We start from the raw sequence: 26276 nt of genomic DNA, 5'->3' as shown, positions 1-26276 counted from the left end.
ACTGAAAATGTGGAGGAAAAAGAGAATAGGAAAAAAATAAGGGAATACATTATTTAGTGCTGCAAGTTTAAAAAGTTTCTTTACAGGTCTATATCAATTTAAAGGAACAACTTAATAAAATTAAAAATCGAATTTAATAACACCGCCTATTTATTCTTATCCACATCCAATATTCATTGGTTCTTTGTGTTATAATAAGTACTATTTAATCCATTTATAAAATACATTTCCCTACTTTTAATCAAATATTTTTTTAGATTTTTAATTATGAGGTATCCAGGAGTTCAGGCTGAAACAAAAAATTGTGGCCAATCTCATAACTATAAAAAAAATACATATTTACTTTACTATGAAATTAGCTAAGAAACAGACTCTGAATAAATTGACTCCAGAAAAAGAAGTTGAAAAAGAATCTTTTACAGTTGTAGCTATTGGAGCTTCAGCCGGAGGGCTAGAAGCAGTCAGTATTTTATTAAAAAACTTGCCTTCTACTACCGGTATGGCTTTTATTTATGCACAGCATCTCAATCCTGACCACAAAAGTTTACTTACTACTATCTTATCGAAGATTACGAAAATGAAAGTGCAGGAAATAGATAATATGGAGAAAATGGAGCCAAATAATGTTTATGTAATGCCTCCTAATAAAGAAATTGCTGTCGTTGATGGACACATTAGGTTGCTTCCAAGACTAAAAAAAATGGGCTCCAACTTATCCATAGATGTTCTTTTTTCTTCTCTTGCCGAAACTCATAAATCAAATGTGATTGGCGTTGTTCTTTCAGGGTACGCACATGACGGGATGATTGGATTAAAAGCCATTAAAGCTGCAGGAGGAATTACTTTTGCCCAGGATGAAACTGCTCAAGCCAGTAGTATGCCTAATTCAGCTATAGCCACAGGAGCCGTTGACTATATTTTACCTCCTGAAGAAATTGCAATTGAAATAGTACGTCTTAGCCAAAATAATTTTTTATTAAAAGATAATAAAGAAAAAGATGAAGAAAGTGAAGTAGCTTTAAAAAATAATAATTTCGATTTAAATACCATTTTTGAACTTTTACTTAAACAAACTGGGGTTGACTTTAGTCATTATAAAATGGCTACTATCAAGAGAAGAATAAGTCATAAAATGCAGCATTATGGTATAAAAACTATAGAGGAATATGTAAAACTTTTACTCGAAAAAAATAATGAGATAGAAATATTATATAAAGATTTGCTTATTAATGTAACTAGTTTTTTTAGGGAAAAAGAAACTTTCAAATATTTAAAAACTACTCTTCTCCCTAAACTTCTAAAAAGCAAAACAGCTGACGATACATTGCGAATTTGGATTCCAGCTTGTTCTACAGGTCAGGAAGCCTACTCCATTGCAATGATAATTAGCGAATTGCAAGATAAAGTCAATAAGATACCCGTTCAGATTTTTGCCACAGACCTCAGCGAACATGCTATTAAACAAGCCCGCATTGGTGAATATTCTCAAAATGACATGAAAACCATTTCTAAAAAATATATAGACCTTTATTTTACAAAAGTAGGCGACAATTATCGCATTGTTAAAGAGGTTCGTGATATGTGTGTATTTGCTCCACACAATATTTTGCGTGATTCCCCTTTTTCGCGTATGGATTTTGTAAGTTGTTGTAATCTTCTTATTTATTTTGATTTTGCCGCACAGAAAAAGGTGTTTTCCTCCCTTCATTTTGCTTTAAATGATGGGGGATATCTAATGCTTGGTAAAGCTGAAAGTATCGGTATAACATCACAGCTTTTTACAATAATGAATAATAAGTATAAAATTTATTCCCGTAAAAATAATTTGGGAGTACTGAAATTACTTGAATTAACACCTCGCTTTACACGCGTAAATATGTCCAATAAAAAAACAATCCCCACACCGAAAAGTACAAGTCTAAATCCTGTTGGTATAGAGGATATAATCGATTCTATTCTACTTACCAATTATATGCCGGCCTGCGCAGTTGTTAATAAAGACATGGATATCCTCCATTTTAGAGGGCCTGTATCTGCTTATCTAGTACACTCCTCTGGAAAAGCAAGTCTTAACATTTTAAAGATGGCACGACCGGAATTTGCTTTTGAACTTCGTAATGCGATTAACACAGCTATTGCTACAAAGGAATCCGTATATAAATTCGGTATAGAAATAAAAATAGATTCGGTTTTACGTATGATGTCTTTTGAAGTTAGTCCCCTAAAATATGAATGGGACGAACCTTTATTACTTATTATATTTAAACCGCAAGAGGCTGTTGCACAGAGTAATGAAAATGATACAGATGGAAAATATATTTCTTCCCAGAAAGACTTAAAAATAAAAAAACTGACTGAGGAGTTAAATAAAATACGCTCAGAAATGATTTCCATCATTGAATCACAAGAAACTACTTATGAAGAATTACAAGCCGCTAATGAAGAAATCGTTTCATCTAATGAGGAATTTCAAACTTTAAATGAAGAATTAGAGACCTCAAAGGAAGAAATTGAAGCTACCAATGAAGAACTTATTTGCACCAATCAGGAATTGCAAATGCGACATAATCTTTTAACTGAATCACATGAATTTTCTGAGGCAATAATTGGAACTATTCATGAACCAATGCTTATCCTGCAAAAAGATTTTAGTGTAAAATCGGCAAACAAATCTTTTTACAAAAAATTTCTTGTTGAAAAGGTCGAAACGGAAGGAAAATCATTATTTGACCTGGGGAATAAACAATGGAATATCCCAAAATTACGGTTAATGTTGAATGATGTTATTTCAAAAAATAATGGTTTCGAAAATTTTGAAGTAACTCATACCTTCACAGGAATCGGGGAGAAGATAATGTTGTTAAATGCCCAATTAATTATTCAAAAAATGAATAGCGAACAATTAATTCTTCTCGCCATCGAAGATATCACGGATCGCTCTCGTTATTATCTTAAAGAAAAATATTCGTTAAGCCTAATTGAGGCCAGTCTTGATCCTTTAATGACCCTAAACATTGAAGGCAAGATTACTGACATGAATCAGGCAACTATAAAAATAACCGGTTTATCACGCAGTAAATTAAAAGATTCCAATTTCTTTGACCATTTTACTGAACCTCAAAAAGCCTGTGAAGTTTATCAAGAAGTATTTGCAAATGGAACTGTAACTGATTCTCCTTTAACACTATGCAACAAAGATGGAAAACTCACTGATGTAATATTCAACGGATCAGTGTACAAAGATGACAAAGGAAATATATTAGGAGTAGTAATTGTTGCAAGAGATGTTACAGAACAAAAAAGAATCGAAAAAGAATCTTTCGAAGCTATAATTTTTGCTGAGTTAGCGACTCAAATTGCTGAAGAAGCAAAAAGTAAAGCGGAGGCAGCAACGCAATTAGCAGAAGAAGCTATGAAAGCAAAACAACAATTTTTGTCCAACATGAGTCATGAAATCCGCACACCCATGAATGCGATTATCGGTTTCACTAAAGTAGTTTTGAAGACAGAATTGTCAGAAAAACAAAAAGAATATTTAGAAGCCATAAAAATTAGCGGTGATTCATTAATCGTGCTTATAGATGACATACTCGACTTAGCAAAAGTAGATGCGGGTAAAATGATATTTGAAAAAAAACCTTTTAAAATAAAATCTTCAATCGAAGGAATGTTGCATCTTTTTGAAACAAAAATTCAAGAAAAAAATTTAGAATTAATAACTCAATTTGATCCGACAATTCCAAATTTTGTTGCTGGCGATCCAATTCGTTTGCATCAGATTATTTTAAATTTGGTCAGTAATGCTATTAAATTTACAAACAAAGGTTCAATTGAGGTAAGCGTTCATCTTTTGCATGAAGATAAGGAAAAAGTAATTCTTGAATTTGAAGTTACTGATACAGGAATAGGTATCCCTAAAGAAAAAATAGCAAGGATATTTGAAAATTTTCAACAAGCATCCAGTGGAACTTCAAGATTATATGGCGGAACTGGATTAGGACTTGCAATAGTAAAACAATTAGTAGAATCACAAGGCGGCAGTATTCGTGTAAAGAGTAAATTTAATGCTGGTTCAACATTTAGTTTTTCATTAACCTTTAAAAAAACAAATGAAAAACCCGTTTCAGAAGCGACATTAATTGAATTAGATAATAAAATAAAAAACATAAGAGTTTTAGTTGTCGAAGATATTCCGCTTAATCAATTACTAATGAAAACATTGTTAGATGATTTTGGTTTCGTTCATGATATCGCTGAAAACGGTAAAATTGCTATTGAAAAATTACAAAAGAGTGAGTTTGATATTATTTTGATGGACTTGCAAATGCCAGAAATGAATGGATTTCAAGCCACAGAATATATTCGTAAGACACTGAAATTAAATATTCCTATCATTGCTTTAACTGCTGACGTCACCACCGTAGATTTAGCTAAATGCAAATCAGCAGGAATGAACGATTATATTGCAAAACCTCTTGATGATCGAATATTATACAGTAAGATAGTTAGTATTCTAAAAAGGGATCAACTTTCAGAAAACGTTATAAAGAGTACTGAAAAATCACAAAAGGATCAAGTTCAAAATAAAAAAATAAGATGTATTAATTTAGAATATTTAAAAACCCGTACAAAATCAAATGCAACTTTGATGGCGGAAATGATATCGCTTTATTTAATCCAAACTCCAACAATAATTTCGGCAATGAAACAAAGTTTTGGCGAAAAAAACTGGCCATTATTAAGCGCTGCTGCGCATAAAATAATTCCATCGTTTTCAATAATGGGTATCAGTTCTGATGTTGAAGATCTGGCGAAAAAAATTCAGGAATATGCAAGTAAAGAAAAACATTTAGATAAAATTGAGGACTTAATCATGGAACTTGAAGAGATTTGTATACAATCATGTGATGAATTAAAGGAAGAATTGGAGAAAATCAAAAATATTTAATTGCGAAAATTATTGTCAATATTTTATTTTAGTGTAATATCTCGCTAGGGTTATGTATTGGCAATTTATAAATTACACTCAATTAATTTAACTCATTTTTTGTTGTAGTCCTCTCTATACAATTTTTTTACATCGATATACCAAATTGTAATCGATAAATTATGAAAATCTAATCCTTTCAAATACTTAAAAAACAATTACACCTATTTTTTAAATTCATAATTGATAAGAATTAGGTAGTACATAAATAGTATCATATTTTTAGTGCTTTTTCAATTTTTCTTTCAGAAACGATAATGTTATAACTAAATATGAAAATTTTGTAACTTATTTAATGGCTATAGCTTCACATTTGTAATGTGATAAATACGTCACAAAAATAAATAAATGTGTTATGAAATTAAGAAATACGCTATCTACCCTTGCCATGCTATCGGTAGTTTTTTTATCCAGTTGTAACAATGATACTACTGAGGATTCAGCATCTACTATATCGGCAAATTCAAATAGTTCAAGTTCTCCTCTTACTTCTTTTAATGAAACCTATAATATGCAGTCAAAAGCTGGCTCATTGAGTGCAGTTAATCTTGGTATTGCAGGAGATTTTGCAATACTATCAAAAACAGGAATAACAGATGTATATAAATCATCTATTACTGGCGATATTGGATCAAGCCCAATTACTGGTGCTGCCATATTAGTTAAATGTAATGAAGTAGTAGGAACAATATACACAGTTGATGCAGCTGGTCCACTTCCGTGCAGCGTGAATAACGCTACAAAATTGACGGTAGCTATTGGTGACATGCAAACGGCATATACGGATGCAGCAGGACGAACTAATCCTGATTTTTTAAATTTAGGTGCTGGAAATATAGGTGGAAAAACACTTACACCTGGCTTATATAAATGGACAACTGCGCTTAATATCCCAACTGATATTACTATTTCAGGTAGTCCAACTGATGTTTTTATTTTCCAAGTGGCCGGGACACTTAAACTGAGTTCAGCTGTTAGAATGACATTAACAGGAGGAGTACAAGCCAAAAACATTTTTTGGGTAGTTTCAGATGCGGTAACCTGCGGAACAACTAGTCATTTTGAAGGAAACATATTAGGGATGACCGGTATCAATTTGCAGACTGAGGCTACAATCAACGGAAGAATGATGGCACAAACTGCTGTAACACTACAAATGAATTCGGTTACTAAACCACAATAGATTAAAATATTATAATTCTCATAAGAAGCTGCCTTAACGGGCAGTCTTTTTTTTTTATAAAAGTATTCTAAAAATGACAATCTGTGAATAATATAAATTTTTCACAAAATCGTGAAACAATTATGTTTTATAAATATTTTACTTTTGATTAACTTTATCAAATTGCATTAAATGTGCTTATTAAGTTTTTGTATCTTTATTTCTGATTAGTAAAACAGCTGTTAAAAACATCAATTTTATTAGTTGAAGAAGTTTTAAACAAGAACTTTTATAAAAATTTAGTTATATATAAACAAACCCTTAAAAAAAAAATTATGAATCTAAAAAGAATCTTTGGAGCGTTACTTACTGCTCTCGGAATAGGTGGTCTAATTTACACTGCAGTTGTGTTTTCAAGCACTACAGGTGACACACGCGATATTAAATCGCTTATTATTTACGGTGTACTTGGTATAGTGTTTTTCGTATCTGGTATTAGCTTAGTTCGTACTACAAAAGATGAATCATAGACCGTTTTTTTGTTAATTTGTTTAAAGTAGACTCATAGTTCTTTTGAAACAGAAAAGCAAAATAATTAATCCAATTGCATTGTAATCCTGCTTGTATTCTCTTACGTTAATAAGAAGATTTCTTCAGGTATCAAATTAAAAAAATTTGAACACTCTGCTTGGTCAAATATCGAATAAATCTCTCTGGACTTTTTAAAATTCAGAGGGATTTTATTATGTAATATCATTATCGTTACGTTTATTTAAAACCTTTTTCAATTACATCCGCAATGAATTTTAAAGTTTAAATTTTTATAGATAATACTACAATTGTTGCAACTGACACAACTAGTTGGTATAGTAAACTCTCTTTTGAAATCTCCAGTAAAATAAAACTTTCATTCAATTAAATACTTCAATTTTAAAATTCTTTAAGTAAATTTTACAATACCCTTTAGATAAAAAAACTAATTTAGTGTGTTATAAATTAGCTCATTAAAATAGTTATCATTAATCAGCCGTCTTAATCTTAAAACGATGCTAAATAAAAACACAAATTCTAAAAAATAATTATGAAAATAGCTGTATTCAGTACAAAACCATATGATCGCAAATTTTTGGATAAATTCAATATGGACAATAAGCATGAGTTAATTTATTTTGAAGCTCCGTTAAATGCCAATACTACTAATTTAACTTTAGGATTTGAAGCTGTTTGCATATTTGTAAACGACAAAATTGATGCTGTAACCATTGAAAAATTATCAATAACAGGTGTCAAACTAATTGATTTGCGTTGTGCGGGTTTTAATAATGTAGATATTGAAGCTGCTAAAAATAAAAATATAAAAGTGACGCGCGTTCCTGCTTACTCTCCGCAAGCAGTAGCTGAACACGCTACGGCATTAATTCTGACTTTAAATAGGAAAACTCATAAAGTCTATAATAGAGTTCGAGAGAGTAATTTTTCATTGGAAAACCTTATCGGATTTAATCTTTATGGAAAAACGGTCGGAGTAATTGGAACTGGAAAAATTGGCACTGCTTTTTGCCACATCATGTTAGGCTTTGGCTGCAAAGTTCTTGCGTATGACGTTTACGAATCGGAAAAATTAAAAGATAAAGGAGTTAAATATAAGACATTGGATGAAATTCTGAAAAACTCTGATATCATTTCGCTCCACTGTCCATTAAATTCAGACACAAAACATCTCTTTAACCGTTTAGCTTTTACTAAAATAAAAAAAGGAGCTATGCTGATTAATACCAGCCGTGGAGCGTTAATTGAAACCTGTGATGCTATAGATGCTTTAAAAAATGGACAATTAGGGTATCTGGGAATAGACGTTTATGAGCAAGAAGAAAATCTGTTCTTTAAGGATTTATCAGAAAGTATTATTCAAGATGATTTAATTCAGCGATTATTAGCTTTCCATAATGTATTAATTACGCCGCATCAAGGTTTTTTTACCAAAGAAGCCTTAGATCAAATTGCAATTATAACACTAAAAAATTTCACTGATTTTGAAAACGGAATGCCTTTAGAAAATGAAGTGAAACTCTAAAAATTAAATTATTAGTCTTTAAAATCTATAGTATGAAAAAGGTTTTTTTACGAATAGTTTTGGTAGGATCCGCATTAGTATTTAATGGTTGTTCCGCCCAGTTATGTTGACTAAGAACCCACTTATTTTGAAGTTGTAAGAAATCTAAGTCAAGCGGCTAATTTTATTTGGATTGACGAGGCTGGGTGTGGAATAAGTACGAAAGAAGATATAAACAAAGAGAAGTTTATTGGACTAGAACAAATCATGTACGCCCAAATAAAAAGGGGTATTCGGAAAAATCACCTCTTGGTTATCATTGGAGAGAACGAAGAAGATAGAGTAAAAAAATAAGCCTGTTTTAACAGCAATATTTTATACAAATGTGTGAAAGTTGTAAGTCATTCAGGAAATTGTATAAAGGTTTACAGGGGAATAAAGCGGAAATTTACAATATGTTAAGTTTAGCGCTATAAAATATAAATCAAATGAAAAGTACTAACACCATTATTGATAAAAAAGGAATACTTCAAGAAGAAAAAGGAAATTCAGAGAAAGCAGCAACCGAAATAAAACAAGGTTGTCGCAATATTTTTGTAGATGAACTTAAAGAAATATACTTCTCAGAAAAAGCATTAATCATATCTATTCCGATAATGATTAAAAAAGCTGCAAACAAAGAATTAGTTAACGCATTAACCATACATTATGATTTTACAAAAGCACATATAAAACGTTTAGAAGATATTTTTACTTCAATAGGTGAATCAGAAACTGTAACTAAATATGAAGCGATGTACGGAGACAATAAATCTTTAAAAGAAATTTAATGTTAATGTTTAAAAAATAAATATTATGCCAATTCAAACTGTTAATCCGCTTACTAATAAAGTTGTTAAATCATTTGAAGAAATGACTGACAATACAGTTGATAGTCTACTATCTAAATCTACAAAGACATTTACAGAATGGAGAGAAACAAGTTATGAACAACGAGCTGATATACTTCATAAAGTTGCCAAATTAATGCGTGAGAAAAAGGAATCCCTTGCCAAAATCATAACCTTGGAAATGGGAAAACTTATTGCTCAAGCAGAAGGTGAAATCCTATTAAGTGCCGATATTTTTGACTATTACGCAGATAATGCTGCTGGATTTTTAGCTGATAAGCAATTAGAACCAAAATTAGGAAGCGCTATTGTTCGTTGTAGTCCGATAGGAGTAATTTTAGGTGTAGAACCTTGGAACTTTCCTTTTTATCAAGTAGCCCGTTTTGCAGCTCCAAATATAATGGTGGGTAATACCGTTCTTGTAAAGCATGCCTCGATGGTTCCACAATGTGCTGTGGCAATTGAAGAATTGTTTAATGAAGCTGGTGCTCCAAATGGAGTTTACACTAATCTTTTAATTTCTGGAAAACGAGCATCTGCTTTAGTTTCTGATAAAAGAATTAAAGGAGTATCATTGACTGGGAGCGAAGAAGCTGGCGCATTTATAGCGGCAGAAGCTGGTAAATATTTAAAAAAATCTGTACTGGAATTAGGCGGTAGTGATGCCTTTATTATTCTTGATGATGCAGATATTGACAAAGCTGTAGAATGGGGAGTTATAGGTAGAATTAATAACAATGGCGAAAGCTGTATTGCTTCCAAAAGATTCATTGCTGTTGAAGCCGTTGCGGATGAATTTATTAAAAAATTCCAAGATAAATTATCCAACTTAGTCGTAGGCGACCCAATGGATACCAAAACGGAGCTTGGACCATTAAGCAGTGAGGATGCCATTGTACATTTATTAGATCAGGTAAAAAGATCAGTTGATGCTGGAGCCAAAGTTTTGATTGGAGGTAAAAGAATGGATAATCCTGGGAATTTTATGGAACCAACCATTTTAACTGATTTAACTCCGAAAATACCTGCATATTATGAAGAATTATTTGGACCGGTAGCGTCTTTTTATCGCGTTAAAAATGAACAAGAAGCAATTGATTTAGCTAATGACTCAAGCTTTGGTTTGGGCTGTTCTATATTTACCGGAGATGTAGAACGCGGAAAACGTGTGGCTGATAAAATCGACGTAGGTATGGTATTTATCAATCATCCAACTTGGACACAATCAGATTTACCATTTGGAGGAACTAAGGGTTCTGGTTATGGCCGAGAATTATCTGAATTAGGAATTCAAGAATTTGTAAATAAAAAGCTTATTCGCGTAAGTGATCTTTAAAATCCTTTAGAAAAAGTATGTGAATTGAAGAATTCAAATTATTGCCATTTTGCCTTAATGCAAATAGAAAGTGCTGAAACGAATTCTAAAATAAATAAAATACGAGATTATGAATACAAAACAAATAGTATTAGCATCCAGACCGAAAGGATCCCCCACTCTCGACAATTTCGAGATCGAGAATATTGAGGTTCCTGAAATTCAAAATGGGGAAGTTTTACTAGAAGGAATTTATTATTCAGTAGATCCTTATATGCGTGGTAGAATGAATGATGCCAAATCATATTCAGCACCTTTTGAGATTGATCAGGCTATTCAAGGAGGTGTAATTGCAAAAGTCTTGGACAGTAAATCAGATAATTTTAAAACTGGTGATATTGTTGCTGGAACGCTTCCTTGGAAAGAGAAATTTGCAATTTCGGAAAAAAGTATAAAAAAAATTGACACTTCTATAGGGCCGGCTAGTTACTATTTAGGTGTTTTAGGAATGACCGGATTAACTGCTTATTTTGGTCTAATGAATATTTGTAAACCTAAAGCTGGAGAAACGATAGTTATCTCTAGCGCCGCCGGGGCTGTAGGTGTTGTTGTTGGACAAATAGCAAAAATTCAAGGGTGCCGTGTAATAGGAATAGCGGGTTCAGATGAAAAAACCGAATTACTGAAAACTGAATTTGGTTTTGATGAAGCCATCAATTATAAAACTACTAAAGACATAACAAAAGCTATTGCGACCTTATGTCCAGATGGCGTTGATATTTATTTTGATAATGTAGGCGGTGAAATTTCGGATGCCGTTATTGCAAACATAAATTTTCATGCAAGAATTGCTTTGTGCGGGCAAATTTCTTTGTACAATTCTACTGAAATACCTGTGGGACCGCGAATACAAACTATGTTGCTTACCAGAAGCGTATTGATGCAGGGTTTTATTGTGAGTAATTTTCAAAATGAATTTCCGGAAGTTATTCAGCATCTATCAAAATGGGTAAAAGACGGGAAATTAAAATTTACAGAAACAATCGAAAATGGTTTTGATCAATTACCAAAAGCACTTCTCGGACTATTCAAAGGAGAAAACATCGGTAAAATGATTGTTAAAGCTTAAAACCTCTTAAAAAATAATAAAAAATAAAAATAAAAAACAACATTGTATGAAACCACAAATAGGAATTACAGAAAGTCATTTACAAAAAAGCAACGCTTTTCTTACCTCTATCTTAGCGAATGAAATGACATTATATATCAAATTAAGAAAATTTCATTGGAATATAGCAGGTGAGAATTTCATGGAACTTCACAAATTATTTGAAGGACAGTACAAACAATTGGAAGAATCCATTGATGAAATTGCAGAACGTATCAGTAAACTCGGAGGAAAAACAATTGGTACAATGAAAGAGTTTTCAGAAATGACAATTCTAAAGGAATCTCCTAACCATTATCCTTCCCAAAAGGAAATGAAAAAAGAATTACTAGATGATCATGAAACCGTGATTGTTCAATTGCGAAAAGATGTGGACCTATGTGCCGAAGAAAATAAAGATGCAGGAACAGCGGATTTCCTTACTGGTTTAATGGAGCAACATGAAACAATGGCTTGGGTACTTAGAAGATATTTGAGTTAATTTAAAGAGATAATAAAAATGGAAAAATCAGATAAAGAAGCACAACTAGTTTCTCGAAGCTATTGTAAAGTTGGAAAAATAATGCCAAAAACAAATCGTGATGAAGAAGTTTTAATTTCAGAAAATAAATTTGAAAATGAAACTTCTTAAACATTAAAAGAAACTTTTGAGTAATAAAATACTTAAACAAGGGCCTTGTTTGAAAATGCTTCTATAAGCTGATTTTTTTTTAAATAGCAAAGACAAACTAAAAAGAATATGGTTAAATATTAACTCGATATGAAGTAAACTGGTTATGCACATCGCAGAATAAGAATACATTATATTTTAAAATAAAGTTTGGTTAAGTTTATTTTTGGTTTAAGTCGGAAAGGCTGTTGGTAACAACAGCCTTTTTTATTTAAAAAATTTACATCATTTAAAATGTAATTTTTCAATTAATTCAGTAGTGTGAATGATAATAAATTATTGAAAAAGTTTTATAGCACTTTAATTTTCAATACATTTATATTTATATCCACAAAATTAGATAGTATAAAAATTTTAATAATATCATTTTAAAAATAAAATAAACATGAAAAAAAAATCAGAAAAAGGACCTACTGCCCTCGAGAAAATGTCTTCATTAGTTACTAGAGCATCTGGAAGCTCCGCGGCTTTTTTAATAGCCTTATCAGTGATTATAATCTGGCTTATTACCGGGCCGATATTTAAATTTTCAGATACATGGCAATTAATAATAAACACGGGTACTACAATTATTACTTTTCTAATGGTCTTCCTTATTCAAAGAAGCCAAAATAAAGACTCTATTGCGCTACATTTAAAATTAAACGAACTAATAATTGCCCAAGAGTTTGCAAGCAACAGACTTGTCTCAATTGAAGAAATTGGCGAGGATGACTTGAAAGTCCTTCAGAAATTCTATGACCATCTTGCTTTATTGGCAAAAAAAGACTTGTCAGTCCAAGAATCACATTCAATTAATAGCGCCAATGAACATGATGAAAGAAAAAGCAAACAAGAAAAGAAAATTAAAAACGCAGTCCCAAAATAAATGTAAAACGAAACCCTAGCTTCTTTTAAGACTTATTTTCTCAACAAAATTCGTCAGTTTCGCTTTTGGAATTAGAGATTCTACTTCAAATGAATCCTTGTAAAATAGTCTGCTCGATTTGAAAAACTAATTTACAATCAAACAAATTTTATCGTTTTTATAATTACCTAAATAGAAAATTTGAAACTTTTCTATTTTAAGATTCTTGCGTACAAAATAATTCTGAGCCAAAAAATCACTCCACATAATCAAGATTTATTTTTTAGCAACCAACTTAACTCACCAGTTTAAATTCCAAATATTGTAGTAAATCCATGAAAATTTATTAGCAGAATAAAATTTAAAACATGTGAATTATATAACTTTAGAACAAAGTTATATAACCTTTTTGCGGAATAAATAGCTGAAATTTAACTGATTACTATTTACTTATTAAAAAATATGGATTAGAGTACTACTTTTTCTAAAATTTAAAAAATACCACCATGAAAGCAAAAAAGAAATTAGGTGTTTGGATGAATCATTCTATTGCCCATTTAATGGAACTAAAAACTAAACATTTTGAAATTAAAACTATTGAATCAAAATTTACAGATGAATTAAAATTTGAAGATGTTGTCAAAGGTGAAACTGTATTGCCTAAAAAGCAAAAAAAACAACTCTTAGATTATTACAGAAAACTGAGCGAAGCAATAAAAAATTACGAGCAAGTTATTCTCTTTGGTCCAACTAATGCGAAAATTGAATTTTTTGATGTTTTAAGTGAAGATAGTCGGTTTGTTAAAATAAAATTTGAAATAAAAAACACAGATGAAATGACTGAGAATGAACAACATGATTTTGTTAAAGAATACTTTGCAGCGGTATAACTTTAATCCTTACTCAAACACTGATATTTTAAAATAAATAATAATAATAATAATAATAATACATATGCAATTAAAAAATTTAGGAATAGTACTGTTGATCATAGGAATAGCAATGATGGCCTACACCGGATTCAATTATGTTACCACTGAAAAAGTAGTTGACATAGGTCCAATTCAAGTAAATAAACAAGTAAATCATCCAGTGCAATGGTCTCCAATTATTGGAATCGTTTTAGCAGTAGGAGGTGTTGTTTTGCTTGTAAGCAGCAATAAAAGATCATAAATAGTACATATACCGCAAGAATTTACTTAATCTGTAAATAATATAATTTTTAATAAAAGTTATATAACAAATAAAATTGCAATCATTGTGACATTTGCATCTTGTAATTTGTTTTTTATAACCGTTTAAATACCCAATATTAAATGAATGCAGATAAAACAATTGAAGTATTGAATACATTCATCGAAATTAATAACGATAGAATTGAAGGTTACAAAGTTGCTTCAAAAGGAACCGAAAAATACAGTTTGAAAAGCTTGTTTTTTGAATTTCAACAAACCAGTAGAAAATGCAAATCGGAACTCATTGAAGAAGTTAAAAAATTGGGGGGAATTCCAAAAAAAGAAACTAAGATTAAAAATAAATTTTTAAAATTTTGGTCAGATTTTAAAGTAGCATTTATTTGCAAAGATAGTAAAGACATTATCCATTCATGTGAACGCGTTGAATACAAAGCCGTTAGGTATTACAATGATGTATTACTTCACCATATTAAAGATTTAAATTTCGACCAAGAAATCATGTTAAGAAATCAATATATTTTACTAAATGTTGATAATGATAAAGTTAAAGCTTTGAGAGATGTTTTATCTCAAAATAAATATTTCCGTTAATAACTATATAAAAAATAATTGCGAGTAATAATACATTTAAGTCATGGGAATGCTAAATAATACATCTTCAATTACTAAAATAATTATCTCACTATTAATTTGCGAAGTAATTGGAATTGTTAGACTCATTTATTTAATTTTATTTTGATTTTTATGTAGGCGAAACTATTGCGGCATAGTGAAAGTTGCGAGGGCAATAAAGCAAATTACAATTAACTTTTATTAACTTTAATTATTAGTATTATGTTTGTCAATACACGTTCTTAATTAACATTTCATTTTAAGCTTTACGCAAAGTATTTTAATTTTTAGAAAATCTAATTTATTTTAAAAACATAAATATATAATTTAGAAAAAGAAACAATTCTAAAGAAAATATATCAACAATAACAATTCATTAACCCCAATAAATATACAATTTTGACTATTTATTTAAAGAATATTTTTAACGATCTAGGTAAAGTATCGCTATTTGTAATTCGGTTTTTCAAAGAAGTTTTTAAACCTCCTTATGAATTTAAAGAGTTCATCAAGCAATGTTACACCATTGGATATAAATCCTTACCATTAGTAACCATTACTGGTTTTATCATGGGATTAGTACTTACACTTCAATCAAGGCCCACGTTAGCTAAATTTGGTGCAGAATCTTGGTTGCCAGGAATGGTTGCACTTTCACTGATAAGAGAAATTGCCCCTGTGATTACAGCCTTAATTTGTGCAGGAAAAGTTTCATCCGGTATTGGAGCAGAATTAGGTTCCATGAAAGTGACTGAACAAATTGATGCGATGGAAGTAGCTGCTATTAATCCTTTTAAATACTTAGTAATTACAAGAATTTTGGCCACCACATTGATGGTTCCCCTTCTAGTTATTTATGCCGATGGTATTGGTATGGTTGGTGGATGGATCGGTGTTAATATGCACAGTGATGTAAACGCGCCGCGATATCTCGCTAAAGTATTCGAGTCATTAGCCTTCATAGATATTGTTCCGGCAACAATTAAAACTTTTTTCTTTGGATTTTTTATTGGAATGATTGGTTGTTACAAAGGGTTTACTGCTGCTAACGGTACAGAAAGTGTTGGTAAAGCAGCTAATTCAGCAGTAGTAACTGCTTCCTTGACCATCTTCATTATTGATATGCTGGCAGTACAAATAACTGATTTATTCTTTTAATAATGATACAAGAACAAACATATATGGATACTCCTACTCCACTGGACAAGAAAAATGCCATAATAGAAATCGTCGACTTACATAAATCCTTTGGAAAAAACGATGTCTTAAAAGGAGTTAATTTGACCGTCAATAAAGGGGAAAACTTGGTAGTTTTAGGGAAATCCGGATCTGGAAAATCAATAACTATTAAATGCTTAGTGGGATTAGTTGTTGCAGATAAAGGTGAAATAAAAGTATTTGATACGGATATTACCAAATTGAACAATAATGAACTTAACGAAATACGAGGTAGAATTGGATTTCTTTTTCAAAATGCTGCTTTGTATGATTCAATGAGCGTAAGAGAGAATCTTGGTTTTACATTAGAACGACATGTACCTAATTTATCTTCAGAAGAATTAGAAACTGAAATAGTGGAAGTATTAGAAAGTGTTGGACTCGCTGAAGCTATAGATAAAATGCCATCTGAATTATCAGGAGGTATGCGTAAAAGAATTGGATTGGCACGTACACTTATACTCAAACCTGAAATAATATTATATGATGAACCTACAACTGGACTGGATACAATAACTTCAAGGGAAATAAGCGAATTAATACTGGACATTCAGAAAAAAAACAATACTTCTTCCATAATTATTACGCACGATATGGCTTGTGCAAAACATACAGCGGATCGATTGATGATTTTAAAAGATGGTGTAATCCATGCGGAGGGCACATACGAAGAATTAGAAAAAAGTGAGGACGAATGGGTCCGTTCCTTCTTCATTTAAACAGTAAATAATAATAAAAATATAAATTATGAATAAAGAATCTGGGTTCCAATGGAAATTGGGAATGTTTGTTATAATTGGATTAGTCCTTTTTATTGGTACTATCTATTTTATTGGAAAACAAAAAAATATGTTTGGCTCCACTTTTAATTTAAAATCAAACTTTAAAAATGTGAGTGGTCTACAAGTGGGAAATAATGTGCGTTTTTCGGGAATTAATATTGGTACAGTAAGTGAGATTGAGTTAACGACCGATTCATCTGTAGTTGTAGTTTTTTTGCTAAAAGATGAAGTGCGAAAGTATATTAAAACTGATGCTACAGTAAGTATTGGTTCAGATGGATTAATGGGTGATAAAGTTTTGACTATATCCCCTGGAAAATTTTCGAACAAGATTGTGAATGACAATGATGTAATTGCTTCTAGTCAGCCTATAGACATGGATGATCTTATGAAAAGCGTAAAAAAGAGTGTTGATAATGCAGGAATCATAACGGCACAACTTGCCGAATTTTCTGTGAGTATGAACAATAAAAATGGAACATTATCTAGAGTGATGACAGACAATGCATTTGCTAATAATATAACTAATACTATGGCCAATCTGGAAACTAGTTCCAATGAATTTTCCAAATTTACAAGTAAAATGAATAATGGAAAAGGTGCATTATCCAAATTAGTGACTGATGAAAAGATGGGGAAAATGGTTGATTCAACCATGAATAATATAAAAGTTACTACTAAAAGCTTAACTGAAATTACTGAAGCAGCTAAACATAATTTCTTATTAAGAGGTTACTTTAATAAAAAGAAAAAAGAAGAAGAAAAGAAACAGGAAGAGTTAGATAATCAAGATGAAATGGAAATGAAAAAAGCTATGAAGGCTAGTGAAGATAGTATTCCTAAAAAATAAGGTAAATAGAGAAAAAAAAGGATTACCAAAAACGTAGTGTTGAATTTTATAAATAAGACTGTCATGGAAAAATATATAGTAAAAATTAAATCTCTAGTAAATATCACACATGATGTGTTACAAATTGTGACAACAAAACCTGATAATTATAACTTTTCTCCAGGACAAGCTACAGAGATATCTATAAACAAAACAGGCTGGGAAAGTAAAAAAAATCCTTTTACTTTCACTAGTTTGCCAGAAAACGATTATCTCGAGTTTACTATAAAAACCTATCCATCTCACAAAGGCGTAACTAATGAACTTTTAAAATTAAAAGAAAATGATGAGCTAATTCTTCATGAAGTCTTTGGTTACATTACATATAAAGGCGAAGGTATTTTTATCGCTGGAGGAGCCGGAGTAACACCTTTTATTTCTATTTTCAGGCATCTTAAAAAAGTAGACAAAATAGGTCATAACAAACTTATTTTTGCAAATAAAACTAAAGAAGATATAATATTAGAAGACGAATTTAAAAAATTATTAGGCAATAATTTTATCAATATTCTATCTCAAGAAAAACTAGATGGCTATGCATATGGAAAAATCACCGCTCATTTTATAAAAAATTCCAAGGAAGGAAATGATGAAATTTTTTATTTATGCGGACCTCCACCAATGATGGAAGCTATAGAAAGTCAATTAATCTCGTTAAATGTCAAAAAAGATAATATCGTCAAGGAAAAAATGTAAATTAAAATAAAACTCCTTATTCATGTTATTTTCGATGTGTGAATCCTATAACTTAAACCTAAAGTTATATAACATATCCTATTATAGTTGCTATTACCTTTACTCAATACTATAAGGTATTTTATAACTAATAAAAAAATGAAAATGAAAAAAATGAAAATTATTTTTTCTTTCTTAGTTCTTGGAATTGTAATGATTTCATGTAATAATGATGGAAATACATCAAGTTATCCTTATGCAGTGAAAATGACAGATGCACCAGGACCGTATACTAAAGTAAATATTGACCTACAAGGTGTAGAAGTAACTGGTGATGCGGGACAAACAGTGACATTAAATGTACGTAAGGGGATTTATAACCTGCTTGATTTTTCTAACGGAGCAAGTACTCTTATCGCTACAGACTCATTAGAAATTTCTAAAGTACAACAAATTAGACTTATCCTTGGAACCAACAATACGGTAGTGGTTGATAATGTAACTTATCCGTTAAGCACTCCAAGTGCTGAACAATCAGGATTGAAACTTCAAGTCCACCAAACACTTGAACAAGGTATTTTATACAGTGTTCTTCTTGATTTTGATGCTAACAAATCTATTGTTAATACAGGAAATGGTACTTACAAATTGAAACCGGTTATTAGAACAATTGAAACTGCCATAAGTGGAAATATAAAAGGTAAAATTACACCTGCAGGTAGTTTGGCTGTTGTTACGGCAGTGGATATTCTGACAAATTTATCGTATTCAACTAATGTAAATGCAAGTGGAGACTTTTTAGTTATGGGACTTCCTTCTGGGACCTATAGTGTAACAATTACTCCTGTATTACCTTTGTTACCTGTGACTAAAACTACTATTGTGGTAACTACAGGTTTAACAACTAATTTAGGAACAATAGCATTTTAAAATTATTTAAAAAAATATTAAAACACTTCATTTATTATTGTAAAAAAGGGAGTGATATTTAAATAATACATACCATTTAAAGTTATAAAAGCATCGTAAATTTTTATGATGCTTTTATGTTTAAAATATGTTTTAATTTATTGTTTAATATTTACATTTAAAAAACAAAAAATCATTTATTATGAAAACAGAAAAAGAACTCGACGAAGCTATTTTGAATATTACATTAAAAATTAATTCGGAATATCCTGAACTATCCAAATACTTGACGGAAATGCCTATTACAATTCCGGATATTAAAAACCCTGAAATGAACGTTAAAGCATTACAAGAGTATTATGATTCATTGGAGTCTATGGTAAAAAAATATTCTACAAATCATACGGATTGAAAAGATATTTAATTAATTTTACTTTAAAATTAAAGGTCTAAAGACATGGGTAAATTTTATAGTCAACTAGAAGTTCTTTTCGAAAAATTAACTTCCGTAGCAACATCTATATTGGGTAATTCAATCACCTTTATTATTGCTTTCGCCTTAGTATTATATTGGTGGACGAATAGTTTTTTCTCTACTCAAGATAGACATCAAATTATAGGTGATATTATTTTTGGGACTACTTTTTTAAGTTTATTTATTATTCAAAAGTCGTTTAATAAATTTTCAGCTTCATTACATTTAAAAATAAATGAACTGGTTTCGTCTCATGACACAGCTAGAAATGCCGTATTGAATGTCGAAGCAAAAACTGAACGGGAAATTACAGAACTTTCAAAAGAATATAGCGAACTGGCTGATCAAATTATGGAAATGGAGGATGAAATTGAGCAGGTTGACGAGAAAACCGAAAAAAAATAGCGCCTTGATTTCCTGTTAATTTTAAAAAAATAAGTGAATGATATAAGTTATTAGTTTAATTGTATAACTCGTTTTATTAGATATTCAACCACCTTTGTAGAATCATGATAACTTTCTCATGGTATAAATAAAGCAAAATGAACACTGAAGAATTAAAAGGAAATTGGGATGAACAAAAAGGTAAATTAAAACAAAAGTTCGCTGCTTTGACTGATAATGACGTATTGTTTAAGGAAGGACAAAAAGAAGAAATGATTGCAAGGCTGCAATTAAAATTGGGTAAAACCAAAGAAGAATTACTAAAGATTATTGCCGAGCTTTAATTCAATTCATTATCTAGATTTTAAAGATCTAATAAGTTAAATATTTATAAACTTGAGACTGGTTATTATATAGTTTAAATCAAGTGATGAAATAATAAAAATGGATATTGGTAAATAAAAAATATATTTCTAAAGGCGAGTTTTTTAACTCGCCTTTTTTTTGTTTCAGAATTAAACGAAATTAATAATTTATTCTACACAAGATCAAAATCCACTACATGTGAATAATATAAGTTTTCCAAAAAGTTTTGTAACACTTTTCGCCCTAAACATAACCACCTTTGTATTATAACAAAAACAAATGAAAATGAAAAACTCGAACAAACTGATTTTTGCTTCTTTGGTATTAACTTTTATGGCATTCAATAATGTTAAAGCACAGGACAATGTAACAAAATTTGGTGTTAAAGGAGGCGTAAACTTCTCTAATCTTTATACAGATAATGCAGATGACGAAAATGTATTAACAGGCTTTAATATTGGTTTATATGCCAAAGTACCTGTAACAAACTCCATTTCCATTCAACCTGAAGTATATTACACTGGAAAGGGTGCTGAAGTAGTTTACAACAATGCACTTGCCAATGGAACTGCGAAATTCAAACTAAACTATATTGAAGTTCCAGTTATGTTAGTTGCGAATGTTACAAAAAATTTCAACGTGCAAGTAGGTCCTTATGCAGGATATTTAATTAGTGGTAAAACTACTAATGAATCTAACAACGGTACTTTTAATTTCGAAAATAATATAAACAAAGACGATTTTAATAAAATTGATGCTGGAGTTGCTGCGGGTCTTGGGATCGATTTGGAAACTGTAAGTTTTGGAGTCCGTTACAATTACGGTCTTACGAAAGTAGGAAAAGAAAGAAGCTACAGTGGAACAAATTATACTTTTCCTGACGGAAAAAATAGTGTCTTAAGCTTCTACGGTGCATTTTCATTTAATTAGCACAAAAAAACATTGCAAGTAAAAAAAAACATAAAATACTAGCATACAGTCAATTAATTTTTTTAAATTTAAGTAATAATTAATAATTAACAATTAAAAAACAAAAATCATGAGCAATTTACTTTACACCATCGCAGTCATTTTAATTATTTTTTGGGCAATTGGATTCTTCGCATACAGTGCTGGTTCAATTATACATATCCTACTGGTTATTGCAGTTATAGCAATAATTTTGAGACTTATTCAAGGACGACGATTATAATCAAATCAAATTTAAACATTAAAAAATACAATTATGAAAACAGATAAAGTAGTATTAGGGATATTAGGTGGTGTTGCTGCCGGAGCATTATTAGGAATCTTATTTGCTCCTGAAAAAGGAGACAAAACAAGAAGAAGAATTATGGATAAAAGTAATGATTATGCTGACGAGTTGAAAGACAAATTAGATACATTGCTAGGAACCATGACTGATAAATATGAGAAAATTTGGAAAGAAGGCGAAAATTTAATCGCTGAAGGAAAATCAAAATTTCAAGATTTAAAATCAGAAGGAACTTCTAGATTTGATGATGCGAAAGCAGAAGGAAAATCAAAATATGAAGAGGTAAAATCTGAAGGGAAATCAAAATTTGAAGATTTTAAAAGTGATATAAAAAATTCAAATATTTAAAAATATTTGAGTCAAAAAATTCATTATAAAAATAAGCTTAAAATTAAAATCATGGACAATAGAGCAACAACAATAGAAATGCTTTTTGAAAAAGCAGAGGTTTACACTAGAACAACTGTAGAATTAGCAAAGATGAACGCTATTGATAAATCTGCGGATGTTTTATCCTCACTTCTCTCAAGGTTAACCGTTATTATTGTTGTTGCTATGTTTGCCCTGTTGCTAAATATTGGTCTTTCTTTATGGATTGGCGAATTACTTGGTAAAACATATTATGGGTATTTTGCAGTTGCCGGCGCATACTTTATTTTAGCGATTGTCATCAACAGCTTTAAAGATGAATGGATTAAGCTACCTGTGAGTAATTTCATAATTATAAAAATGTTAAAAAAGAAATAATATGAAAAAGACAAACGAAACTGATACTTTGAATGAAACTATTTCTTTATTAGAATATAGACAAGCTTATGAATTAAGAATACTTAAAGAACAGTTTGAACTAACTTATGATAGTTTGAAACCTTTAAACTTGATAAAAAGTGCCTTCAGTGAAATGACAACTTCGTCAGAATTAAAAGGTAATTTAATTAATAATGTTATTGGTATATCCACCGGATATTTGACTAAAAAACTTCTGGTTGGATCAACACATAATCCATTCAAAAGAATCTTAGGAACCGCAATACAATTTGCGATAACCAATCTGGTTACAAAGAATAAAGAGCATTCAAAATTGAGAGAAATTGAAGAATAAATAACAAATTTATTTTTTGATTAATTAAAAATACTTAAATTGTTAAGTATTTTATTTTTTGTAGATTTAGCAAGTGCAATGGTTTCAAATGCTACCCTAAAAAATGAAGTCAAACAACAGTTTGATTTATTTTTTACTAATGATTTTTTTTCTTAAAAACTTTTAATAGAAAAATAGTGATTACACCAAAAAAAATTGAATTAACTAATTATAGTAAAAACTTTTCTTTTCAAAATAAGGAAAAAGAAAAACCAGCTATACCATTAATTATAACTAATCAAGAATTGGCGTATCAAAACCAAGAAATAGTTAAGCGAACATCTGAACTTGTCATTGCAAAGGAGGAACTTGCGCTTCAGAGCGAAGAAAAAGAAAAGAGAGCGGCAGAGCTAGTACTTATCAATAAAAAAATTGCCTTCAAAAATAGAGAACTGGCCATTAAAACGGCAGAACTAAATATTGCTAATCGAAAGCTTACCTTTCTAAATGAAGAAAAAGAAAAAAGTTATGCTGACTTTATTGTGGCAAACAAAGAACTCGTGTTTCAAAACCAAGAAAAAGAAAAAAGAGCTGCCGAGTTAATAATTGCTAATGAAAAACTTGATTTCAAAAATAAAGAAAGAGCATTTCAAACTGCACAGCTTAACATTGCTAATAGAAAACTTCTTTTCCAAAATCAAGAAAAAGAAAAACGTGCGGCTGAGTTAATTATTGCGAATCGTGAGCTTGCTTTTCAAAATACCGAAAAAGAAAAAAGAGCTAAAGAGTTAATGACTGCAAATAAAGAACTTAAAAAAGTTCAAGGATATCAAAAAGAGTATATAAAAGGACTGGAAGAAATGATGTTTATGACTTCACATAGAGTTCGACAACCTATTGCTAATATTTTAGGACTATCTCAAATCCTAAATAAAAATACTAATTCACCAGAAGAACATCTAGAGTATTTAGATTATATAAAACAATCTGCTTTATCTCTTGATACCTTTACCAAAGACCTTACCTTATTTATTTTCGAACTTGGAAAAAAAGGAAAACAAAATTTATAGAAAACTGCATTTTTATTTTCAAATTGTCGACTTGTGAAATTCCAATTTTAAAAAATAGAATCTAATTTTTTTTGCTTTACTCCTTAATTATAAGCTCTTTCTTTTTATTTCACAACTACGAATTTATATAATTTTCAAAACCTAAGCTTTTTGAGCATCCTCAACAATTTTTGGAATAATCTTGTAAAGGTTTATGTCCAAAAAAAATATATTCTCTGCTTATATATTTACTCTTCCTGTTTAATAGACTTTATTCTTTTTGCATTTTTTAATTTGGTTCTTAAATAATTGCAGAATAATCCTGTTCACTACTCCAAATGCTTTTCGCAAATAAAAGATTACAATTATTTTGGTTTAAATTTTAGACTTTTTTTAGGTTTTTTTTCAATGATTTTTAGGGTTCAAATACCTTCAAAACCTATCAATTAATCTAAACAACTGATTTGTAGTATTTTAACAAAATATTAATAAGTGAATTTTACAAGTTAATTTTTGAATACTACAATAGATTATTCTCTTAACAGGGCCACCTTTGGTGCACATAATTCTTAACCTATAATCAAAGATAAAATGAAAGCTAAAAATTTACTATTAACTCTAGCAATCGTACTTATTGCTTTAATTTCTGGATGTTCCTCAGATCAATCCATGGATACTACGGCAACAGTTCCAGTTGTGAATGTTACTAGCCCTTTAAACAGCGCTATTAACACACCTTTAGACCAGGTAATTGCGGTGACCTTCAATGAAGCGATCAACCCAAGTACTACTCAAACAGTTTTTACGTTACAGCAAGGGACTACAGTGGTTCCAGGAACAGTTTCTACTAATGGTGCAACCATAACTTTTACGCCTGCTTCACCGCTAGCGCCAAACACTACTTACACCGCTACAGTAACAGTGTCGTCTGTAGATTTATTAGGTCATGCGACTTTACAATCAACGAACACATGGACGTTTAGTACTGGTGGATTTGTAACTCCATCTGTGAGCTCTACTGACCCAGCACCTAATGCTACAGGAGTTTTTATTAATAAAAACGTATCTGCAACATTTAATATGCCAATGAATGCTTCAACAATAAATGGAACAACATTTACTGTAATGCAAGGAACTACACCAGTTGCAGGAAATGTATCTTATGACGGAACAAATGCAATTTTTAATCCTAACGTTGATTTTGCAATTAATACCCAATATACTGCTACTATTACAACTGGAGCAAAAAATATTCAAGGTACTACAATTGCCAAAAACTACGTATGGAAATTTACAACTGGTAGCGTTTTAGCTGCTAAAGTTTTATCAACTGATCCTTTAAACAATGCTACAAATGTTGCTGCCAACAAGGTAATTACTATAAACTTCAGTATGCCAATGGATGTATCGACATTTACTAGTGCAAACATTACCTTAAAATCAGGTACTACAACAATTTTAGGTAATTTAACCTACAATCTTACGAAAGACGTGGCTTACTTTACGCCTTCATCTAATCTTTTATTGAATACTACTTATACAGCTACTGTAACAACTGCCGTAAAAAATGCAGCTGGTGTTCCATTAGCTAATAATTATATTTGGAGTTTTAATACAAACGTACCTGTAACTGGTTCACTTGTAGATCTTAAATCGGTTGCAAGATTTGGAATTATTTCAGGAGTTGGAGTTAGTAATAACGCTGGCTTCAGTCAAATACGTAACATGGATGTAGGTATTAGCCCAGGTGTTCGTTCTTCAATTACAGGTTTTCCACCTGCAACAATTGTAAACGGTGCAATCTATGCTTCTGATGATATTGCTCCAGCTGGAACAGCTGCTATGTTAACTCAAGCAAAAAAAGATCTTACTGATGCCTATCTTTTCGTTGAAGGAGCTTCTTACTCTGCACCTATTGGAATAGCAGGCGATCAAGGAGGAAAAACTTTAGTTGCTGGTATCTATAAATCAACCTCTACACTTTTAGTACAAAATGGTAATTTAACACTTAGCGGTAGTGCAACTGATGTTTGGATTTTCCAAATCGCATCTGCTTTTACAACTGTAGGTGGTGCCGGTGGAAATATTGTTCTTGCAGGAGGAGCTTTAGCTAAAAATGTGTATTGGCAAACTGGAAGTTCAGCGACAATTGGAAACTATACAAATTTTCAAGGAAACGTATTGGCTTTACAATCTATAACAATGGGTAGCCATGCAACTGCAACAGGAAGAATGCTTGCCAGAAATGGTGCAGTAGTAATGACTGATACAAATATTATTACAAAACCGTAAT

General features: G+C 30.7%; 27 protein-coding genes. All 27 read left to right on the top strand.

The features are described from left to right. Positions 1-349: 349 nt before the first annotated feature. Positions 350-4948: a chemotaxis protein CheB gene (locus IWX84_RS12155; RefSeq protein WP_196851026.1), complete on the top strand. Its 4599-nt coding sequence runs from the start codon at positions 350-352 to the stop codon at positions 4946-4948. Between the two features lie 394 nt (positions 4949-5342). Next, positions 5343-6170: an ice-binding protein gene (locus IWX84_RS12150; RefSeq protein ID WP_196851025.1), complete on the top strand. Its 828-nt coding sequence runs from the start codon at positions 5343-5345 to the stop codon at positions 6168-6170. A gap of 1060 nt (positions 6171-7230) precedes the next feature. Further along, complete coding sequence (locus IWX84_RS12145) at positions 7231-8223, top strand: 2-hydroxyacid dehydrogenase (RefSeq protein ID WP_196851024.1); 993 nt, start codon at positions 7231-7233, stop codon at positions 8221-8223. 467 nt (positions 8224-8690) lie between these two features. Next, positions 8691-9032 carry a DUF892 family protein gene (locus tag IWX84_RS12140; protein ID WP_196851023.1) on the top strand — a complete coding sequence of 114 codons (342 nt, stop codon included), beginning with the start codon at positions 8691-8693 and terminating at the stop codon, positions 9030-9032. A 25-nt stretch (positions 9033-9057) separates the two neighbouring features. After that, the gene (locus tag IWX84_RS12135; RefSeq protein WP_196851022.1) at positions 9058-10428 is read left to right on the top strand and encodes an NAD-dependent succinate-semialdehyde dehydrogenase; all 1371 of its coding nucleotides are present in this window, start codon (positions 9058-9060) and stop codon (positions 10426-10428) included. 109 nt (positions 10429-10537) lie between these two features. Further along, complete coding sequence (locus tag IWX84_RS12130) at positions 10538-11536, top strand: NADP-dependent oxidoreductase (RefSeq protein WP_196851021.1); 999 nt, start codon at positions 10538-10540, stop codon at positions 11534-11536. Between the two features lie 46 nt (positions 11537-11582). Continuing rightward, the gene (locus IWX84_RS12125) at positions 11583-12056 is read left to right on the top strand and encodes a Dps family protein (RefSeq protein WP_196851020.1); all 474 of its coding nucleotides are present in this window, start codon (positions 11583-11585) and stop codon (positions 12054-12056) included. 18 nt (positions 12057-12074) lie between these two features. Next, positions 12075-12206: a hypothetical protein gene (locus IWX84_RS15460; protein WP_255549323.1), complete on the top strand. Its 132-nt coding sequence runs from the start codon at positions 12075-12077 to the stop codon at positions 12204-12206. Positions 12207-12630: 424 nt separating this feature from the next. Beyond that, on the top strand, positions 12631-13113 hold the full coding sequence (locus IWX84_RS12120; RefSeq protein ID WP_196851019.1) for a low affinity iron permease family protein: 483 nt from the start codon (positions 12631-12633) through the stop codon (positions 13111-13113). 485 nt (positions 13114-13598) lie between these two features. Then, positions 13599-13982 carry a hypothetical protein gene (locus IWX84_RS12115; RefSeq protein ID WP_196851018.1) on the top strand — a complete coding sequence of 128 codons (384 nt, stop codon included), beginning with the start codon at positions 13599-13601 and terminating at the stop codon, positions 13980-13982. A gap of 64 nt (positions 13983-14046) precedes the next feature. Then, on the top strand, positions 14047-14265 hold the full coding sequence (locus IWX84_RS12110; RefSeq protein WP_196851017.1) for a hypothetical protein: 219 nt from the start codon (positions 14047-14049) through the stop codon (positions 14263-14265). A 143-nt stretch (positions 14266-14408) separates the two neighbouring features. Continuing rightward, positions 14409-14879, top strand: coding sequence for a PA2169 family four-helix-bundle protein (locus tag IWX84_RS12105; RefSeq protein ID WP_196851016.1), 471 nt, complete (start codon positions 14409-14411; stop codon positions 14877-14879). Between the two features lie 420 nt (positions 14880-15299). Then, positions 15300-16058, top strand: a complete 759-nt coding sequence (locus IWX84_RS12100) for an MlaE family ABC transporter permease (protein ID WP_196851015.1) — start codon at positions 15300-15302, stop codon at positions 16056-16058. A 2-nt stretch (positions 16059-16060) separates the two neighbouring features. Continuing rightward, positions 16061-16837 (top strand): ABC transporter ATP-binding protein, encoded by a 777-nt coding sequence (locus tag IWX84_RS12095; protein WP_231385483.1) that lies wholly within the window; start codon positions 16061-16063, stop codon positions 16835-16837. A 28-nt stretch (positions 16838-16865) separates the two neighbouring features. Then, positions 16866-17750, top strand: a complete 885-nt coding sequence (locus tag IWX84_RS12090; RefSeq protein ID WP_196851014.1) for an MlaD family protein — start codon at positions 16866-16868, stop codon at positions 17748-17750. 63 nt (positions 17751-17813) lie between these two features. Continuing rightward, a complete protein-coding gene (locus tag IWX84_RS12085; RefSeq protein ID WP_196851013.1) occupies positions 17814-18485 on the top strand; it encodes a flavodoxin reductase in 672 nt (223 codons plus the stop codon). 144 nt (positions 18486-18629) lie between these two features. Then, on the top strand, positions 18630-19394 hold the full coding sequence (locus IWX84_RS12080) for a DUF4382 domain-containing protein (protein ID WP_231385482.1): 765 nt from the start codon (positions 18630-18632) through the stop codon (positions 19392-19394). A gap of 181 nt (positions 19395-19575) precedes the next feature. After that, the gene (locus IWX84_RS12075) at positions 19576-19785 is read left to right on the top strand and encodes a hypothetical protein (protein WP_196851011.1); all 210 of its coding nucleotides are present in this window, start codon (positions 19576-19578) and stop codon (positions 19783-19785) included. Between the two features lie 45 nt (positions 19786-19830). Further along, entirely contained in the window at positions 19831-20253 is a 423-nt protein-coding gene (locus IWX84_RS12070; protein ID WP_196851010.1) for a low affinity iron permease family protein, read from the top strand. A gap of 137 nt (positions 20254-20390) precedes the next feature. Next, on the top strand, positions 20391-20576 hold the full coding sequence (locus IWX84_RS12065; RefSeq protein WP_196851009.1) for a CsbD family protein: 186 nt from the start codon (positions 20391-20393) through the stop codon (positions 20574-20576). 307 nt (positions 20577-20883) lie between these two features. After that, the gene (locus IWX84_RS12060) at positions 20884-21528 is read left to right on the top strand and encodes a porin family protein (RefSeq protein ID WP_231385481.1); all 645 of its coding nucleotides are present in this window, start codon (positions 20884-20886) and stop codon (positions 21526-21528) included. Between the two features lie 109 nt (positions 21529-21637). Next, positions 21638-21790, top strand: coding sequence for a lmo0937 family membrane protein (locus IWX84_RS12055; protein ID WP_196851007.1), 153 nt, complete (start codon positions 21638-21640; stop codon positions 21788-21790). 33 nt (positions 21791-21823) lie between these two features. After that, positions 21824-22201, top strand: a complete 378-nt coding sequence (locus IWX84_RS12050) for a YtxH domain-containing protein (RefSeq protein WP_196851006.1) — start codon at positions 21824-21826, stop codon at positions 22199-22201. A gap of 51 nt (positions 22202-22252) precedes the next feature. Further along, complete coding sequence (locus IWX84_RS12045; RefSeq protein ID WP_196851005.1) at positions 22253-22600, top strand: hypothetical protein; 348 nt, start codon at positions 22253-22255, stop codon at positions 22598-22600. 1 nt (position 22601) lies between these two features. Next, positions 22602-22955 (top strand): hypothetical protein, encoded by a 354-nt coding sequence (locus tag IWX84_RS12040; RefSeq protein WP_196851004.1) that lies wholly within the window; start codon positions 22602-22604, stop codon positions 22953-22955. A 176-nt stretch (positions 22956-23131) separates the two neighbouring features. Continuing rightward, a complete protein-coding gene (locus IWX84_RS15510) occupies positions 23132-24004 on the top strand; it encodes a histidine kinase dimerization/phospho-acceptor domain-containing protein (RefSeq protein WP_196851003.1) in 873 nt (290 codons plus the stop codon). Positions 24005-24574: 570 nt separating this feature from the next. Then, positions 24575-26275, top strand: coding sequence for an Ig-like domain-containing protein (locus IWX84_RS12030; RefSeq protein WP_196851002.1), 1701 nt, complete (start codon positions 24575-24577; stop codon positions 26273-26275). Position 26276 lies beyond the last annotated feature (1 nt).

The organism is Flavobacterium sp. CG_9.10 (assembly GCF_015752245.1).
Classification (GTDB): Bacteria; Bacteroidota; Bacteroidia; order Flavobacteriales; family Flavobacteriaceae; genus Flavobacterium.
This window is presented reverse-complemented; position numbering and strand designations above follow the sequence as displayed.

Excerpts from the sequence above, each read along its gene's own strand:
- IWX84_RS12095 (WP_231385483.1), top strand. The coding sequence starts at position 16,061 with ATGATACAAGAACAAACATATATGGATACTCCTACTCCACTGGACAAG.
- IWX84_RS12090 (WP_196851014.1), top strand. The coding sequence starts at position 16,866 with ATGAATAAAGAATCTGGGTTCCAATGGAAATTGGGAATGTTTGTTATA.
- IWX84_RS12115 (WP_196851018.1), top strand. The coding sequence starts at position 13,599 with ATGAAAGCAAAAAAGAAATTAGGTGTTTGGATGAATCATTCTATTGCC.
- IWX84_RS12085 (WP_196851013.1), top strand. The coding sequence starts at position 17,814 with ATGGAAAAATATATAGTAAAAATTAAATCTCTAGTAAATATCACACAT.
- IWX84_RS12030 (WP_196851002.1), top strand. The coding sequence starts at position 24,575 with ATGAAAGCTAAAAATTTACTATTAACTCTAGCAATCGTACTTATTGCT.
- IWX84_RS12080 (WP_231385482.1), top strand. The coding sequence starts at position 18,630 with ATGAAAAAAATGAAAATTATTTTTTCTTTCTTAGTTCTTGGAATTGTA.
- IWX84_RS12135 (WP_196851022.1), top strand. The coding sequence starts at position 9,058 with ATGCCAATTCAAACTGTTAATCCGCTTACTAATAAAGTTGTTAAATCA.
- IWX84_RS12070 (WP_196851010.1), top strand. The coding sequence starts at position 19,831 with ATGGGTAAATTTTATAGTCAACTAGAAGTTCTTTTCGAAAAATTAACT.
- IWX84_RS12150 (WP_196851025.1), top strand. The coding sequence starts at position 5,343 with ATGAAATTAAGAAATACGCTATCTACCCTTGCCATGCTATCGGTAGTT.
- IWX84_RS12120 (WP_196851019.1), top strand. The coding sequence starts at position 12,631 with ATGAAAAAAAAATCAGAAAAAGGACCTACTGCCCTCGAGAAAATGTCT.
- IWX84_RS12050 (WP_196851006.1), top strand. The coding sequence starts at position 21,824 with ATGAAAACAGATAAAGTAGTATTAGGGATATTAGGTGGTGTTGCTGCC.
- IWX84_RS12060 (WP_231385481.1), top strand. The coding sequence starts at position 20,884 with ATGAAAAACTCGAACAAACTGATTTTTGCTTCTTTGGTATTAACTTTT.
- IWX84_RS12155 (WP_196851026.1), top strand. The coding sequence starts at position 350 with ATGAAATTAGCTAAGAAACAGACTCTGAATAAATTGACTCCAGAAAAA.
- IWX84_RS12125 (WP_196851020.1), top strand. The coding sequence starts at position 11,583 with ATGAAACCACAAATAGGAATTACAGAAAGTCATTTACAAAAAAGCAAC.
- IWX84_RS12055 (WP_196851007.1), top strand. The coding sequence starts at position 21,638 with ATGAGCAATTTACTTTACACCATCGCAGTCATTTTAATTATTTTTTGG.
- IWX84_RS15460 (WP_255549323.1), top strand. The coding sequence starts at position 12,075 with ATGGAAAAATCAGATAAAGAAGCACAACTAGTTTCTCGAAGCTATTGT.
- IWX84_RS12105 (WP_196851016.1), top strand. The coding sequence starts at position 14,409 with ATGAATGCAGATAAAACAATTGAAGTATTGAATACATTCATCGAAATT.
- IWX84_RS12065 (WP_196851009.1), top strand. The coding sequence starts at position 20,391 with ATGAACACTGAAGAATTAAAAGGAAATTGGGATGAACAAAAAGGTAAA.
- IWX84_RS12045 (WP_196851005.1), top strand. The coding sequence starts at position 22,253 with ATGGACAATAGAGCAACAACAATAGAAATGCTTTTTGAAAAAGCAGAG.
- IWX84_RS12130 (WP_196851021.1), top strand. The coding sequence starts at position 10,538 with ATGAATACAAAACAAATAGTATTAGCATCCAGACCGAAAGGATCCCCC.
- IWX84_RS12110 (WP_196851017.1), top strand. The coding sequence starts at position 14,047 with ATGCAATTAAAAAATTTAGGAATAGTACTGTTGATCATAGGAATAGCA.
- IWX84_RS12075 (WP_196851011.1), top strand. The coding sequence starts at position 19,576 with ATGAAAACAGAAAAAGAACTCGACGAAGCTATTTTGAATATTACATTA.
- IWX84_RS12140 (WP_196851023.1), top strand. The coding sequence starts at position 8,691 with ATGAAAAGTACTAACACCATTATTGATAAAAAAGGAATACTTCAAGAA.
- IWX84_RS12145 (WP_196851024.1), top strand. The coding sequence starts at position 7,231 with ATGAAAATAGCTGTATTCAGTACAAAACCATATGATCGCAAATTTTTG.
- IWX84_RS12040 (WP_196851004.1), top strand. The coding sequence starts at position 22,602 with ATGAAAAAGACAAACGAAACTGATACTTTGAATGAAACTATTTCTTTA.